2 protein-coding genes are annotated in these 3,712 nt (G+C 71.2%); both read left to right on the top strand.

Going from position 1 to position 3,712, the window contains the following annotated elements:
- Window positions 1-1,367, top strand: a 1,367-nt coding sequence (locus tag AOK03_RS22520) for an outer membrane protein assembly factor BamB family protein (RefSeq protein ID WP_208609578.1), incomplete at its 5' end; no start/stop codon positions are given.
- A gap of 406 nt (window positions 1,368-1,773) precedes the next feature.
- Window positions 1,774-3,712 (top strand): alpha-1,4-glucan--maltose-1-phosphate maltosyltransferase (locus AOK03_RS22515; protein WP_055567133.1); only part of this gene is annotated, 1,939 nt, incomplete at its 3' end.

Here is a 3,712-nt window from a genome sequence, read left to right as displayed (position 1 = left end):
CCACCCCACCAGCCTCCCGGCGCCGCGCAGGGTGGTTCGTCGCCGCCGGGGCAGTGGCCGCCGCGGTGACCGTGACAGCGTTGCTGATACCCGGGGGCGGCGGAGGAGGCGGGGACAGGGAGAACGGCGCGGGCGGGACCGCGGGACCGCCCGCCCCCGATGCCAGCGAACCCGGCAGCCGCCGGCCCAACGGCCGCGGCCCCACCACCCGCATCGTCACGGAGTACGGAAACCCGGGCCACTCCGGCGAGTTCGGCGCGGCGAAGGACCGCTCCGCCGCCCGCCCCAAGGGGTGGAAGCCCTGGTCGGTGAAGCGCCCGAAGGGCCTGGACGACCAGGGCAACGGCTGTGTGCTGATCGCCTCGACCCTGGTGTGCCGGGACGGCAAGGGCGCCGCGACGGCCCTCGACGCGGCGACCGGCGCCCACCTCTGGACGTCCCGCGGCTTCCCGGTCACGGCCGACGGCCTCCAGGGCATCCAGGAGCTGCCGCCCGAGAGCGACGGCGAGCGCGTGTACGTGCCGAGCGAGCGCGGTGTGATCGCGGTGGACCTCTCCTCCGGCACCGAGCGCTGGCGCAAGCCGACGGCGTCCGACACGGCCGTGATGGGCCTGACGTACGCGAACGGGGTGGTCTACACAGCCGAGTTCGGCTTCGCGGACGAATCGACGGGCCCGAGCCGCGCCCACGTGCGGGCCCGTCGCGCCAAGGACGGCCACGAACTGTGGAAGTCCCCTCCGCTGCCCGCCAAGGTCCAGCACGCGCTCCTCGTCGAGGACGGCAAGGTGTACGCGGCCGTGGAGGGAAAGGGCGTCCTGGCGCTCTCCACCGCGAACGGCAAGGTCGTGCGCCGCGCGCCCGACCGGTCCTGCTACGGGCTCCTGGCCCACCGCGGATCGATCCTGTGCTGGGAGCACGGCACCCCTGGCGTCCGCGAACTGGACCCCGGGACCCTCGCCACGCGCCGCACCCTGGCGCCCGGCCTGGAGCCCGCGCTGCCGCCGGTCGTGGGCGACGCGGACGTCCTCGTGGTGGCCACCGGGAACCCGGATCCCGACGATCCGGTCACCCACACCATGACGGCCTTCGACTGGCGCACCGGCAGGCGCCTGTGGCGGTACGGCGGCCCGCAGGACACCGTGGCCCTCGCCCTGGCGGGCAAACGCGTCCTCGCCGTCGGGCTGTACGAGATGTGGGGCCGCTCCACGGAGGACGACATCAACTCCTACCGCAGGAAGGACATCCCGCCGGCGCAGGGGCGGACGGAGTACGACGACCCGCCGTCCCTGCGCTTCCCGCTGTACGTGGGCGGCGCCCTGTTCACCGCCACCGACGACGGCAGAATCCTGTCCGGCTACGCCCCTTAGGCGCGGTCCGCACCCGCTCGGATTCCGTCATGCTCCTGACCCCTGTCCGAGCGGTCATACCCCCGTCCGGCCGCAAGGGCATGCCGCACACCGTCGGATTTCGGACCTCTGCCTCAGTCGGCCGACGTACTTGTACGGCCCGGCGACGCCGCACGCGCTCGTCCCGCGGGGCATATGCGTACGGTTCAACGAGCCATACGGCATATGCGAATTCGGTCCGGTCTTGCCATTCATGGTGAGGCCGGTCTTGCATGCGCCCTTACGCACTAGTAGTTAACAAAGCGCCGGATTGCTCACCCGAAGGGTGGGGGAAGGCTCCTCCGGTAGGCACATGGCCAATAGGCCGGCACGCACCGCGGAACCCTCCACACCCCCGTATCCGTGCAGCGGACAGGAGCGGTCAGACATGCCTCTAGGCTCAACCCCGCCGGGCTCGCCCTCGCAGCCCACCATCCCCGTCCTGGATGTGCGGCCCGCCGTCCACGGCGGGCGAAAACCGGCGAAGGCAGTACCGGGAGAAACGTTCCAGGTCACGGCCACGGTCTTCCGCGAAGGACATGAAGCGGTCGCCGCGAACGTCGTCCTGCGCGACCCCGGCGGCCGGGCAGGCCCGTGGATCCCCATGCGGGAGCTCGCGCCGGGCACCGACCGGTGGGGCGCCGACGTGACACCGGACGCCGAGGGGCGCTGGACCTTCGCCGTGGAGGCGTGGGGCGATCCCGTCACAACCTGGCGCCACCACGCGCAGATCAAGATTCCCGCAGGTCTGGACACCGATCTGGTCCTGGAGGAGGGCGCCCGTCTCCACGAGCGCGCCGCCACCGGCATACCTCGCCCCGACCGGGCCGCCGTCGCCGAAGCGGCCCGGGCACTGCGCGATGCGGGCCGCTCACCGGCGGCCCGTCTTGCTGCCGCCCTCACCCCTCGGGTGCGGGAGACGCTCGACCGTCATCCGCTGCGTGAACTCGTCACGTCGTCCGAGGAGCTGCCGCTCCTGGTCGAGCGGCGCCGGGCCCTCTTCGGGTCCTGGTACGAGTTCTTCCCGCGATCGGAGGGCGCCGTCGTCGAGCACGGGTCCCCGCCCGTCCCCGGGACGTTGCGCACCGCGGCCGCGCGGCTGCCCGCCATCGCCGAGATGGGCTTCGACGTCGTCTACCTGCCGCCCATCCACCCGATCGGCACCACCTTCCGCAAGGGGCCCGACAACTCCCTCTCGGTGGGCCCTGACGACGTCGGCGTGCCGTGGGCGATCGGTTCTCCGGAGGGCGGCCACGATGCCGTGCACCCGGACCTCGGGACGCTCGACGACTTCGACGCGTTCGTGCGCCGCGCCACCGGGCTCGGCCTCGAAGTCGCCCTGGACTTCGCGCTGCAGTGCTCGCCGGACCACCCCTGGGTGGAGAAGCACCCCGACTGGTTCCGTCGCAGGGCGGACGGCTCCATCGCGTACGCCGAGAATCCGCCGAAGAAGTACCAGGACATCTATCCGATCTCCTTCGACAAGGACCTGCCGGGCCTGATCGCCGAGACGGTGCGGCTGCTGCGGTTCTGGATGGGGCACGGCGTACGCGTCTTCCGCGTCGACAATCCGCACACCAAGCCCGTCGTGTTCTGGGAGCGGGTGCTCGCGGACATCAACGGCACGGACCCCGACGTCATCTTCCTCGCCGAGGCGTTCACCCGCCCCGCGATGATGCAGACCCTCGCGGCCATCGGGTTCCAGCAGTCCTACACCTATTTCACCTGGCGGAACGGGAAGGACGAACTCACCGACTACCTCACCGAGTTGTCGCGGGACACCGCGCACTTCCTGCGTCCCAACTTCTTCGTGAACACCCCCGACATCCTGCACGCCTACCTCCAGGAGGGCGGCCGTCCCGCCTTCGAGGTGCGGGCCGTGCTCGCCGCCACGCTGTCGCCGACCTGGGGCGTCTACAGCGGGTTCGAGCTGTGCGAGAACACCGCCGTACGGCGCGGGAGCGAGGAGTACCTCCATTCGGAGAAGTACCAACTCCGGCCCCGCGACTGGGAGTCGGCCGCACGAAGAGGCGACACGATCGCCCCGCTGATCACCGCGCTGAACCGCATCCGGCGCGCGAGCCCCGCGCTGCGCCAACTCCGTGACCTGCACTTCCACCAGACGGACCAGGAAGCGGTGATCGCGTACTCGAAGACGGCCGTCGACGAGCACGGTTCGAACATTGTTCTGGTGGTCGCGAACCTCGACCCTCACCACACCCAGGAAGCCACGGTCTCGTTGGACATGCCGCAACTCGGCCTGGACTGGCACGAGTCCGTGCCGGTGCGCGACGAGCTCACCGGCGAGACCTACCACTGGGGCAGGG

Origin of the sequence: Streptomyces atriruber (assembly GCF_001418325.1) — a bacterium.
Taxonomy (GTDB): Bacteria; Actinomycetota; Actinomycetes; order Streptomycetales; family Streptomycetaceae; genus Streptomyces; species Streptomyces atriruber.
This window is presented reverse-complemented; position numbering and strand designations above follow the sequence as displayed.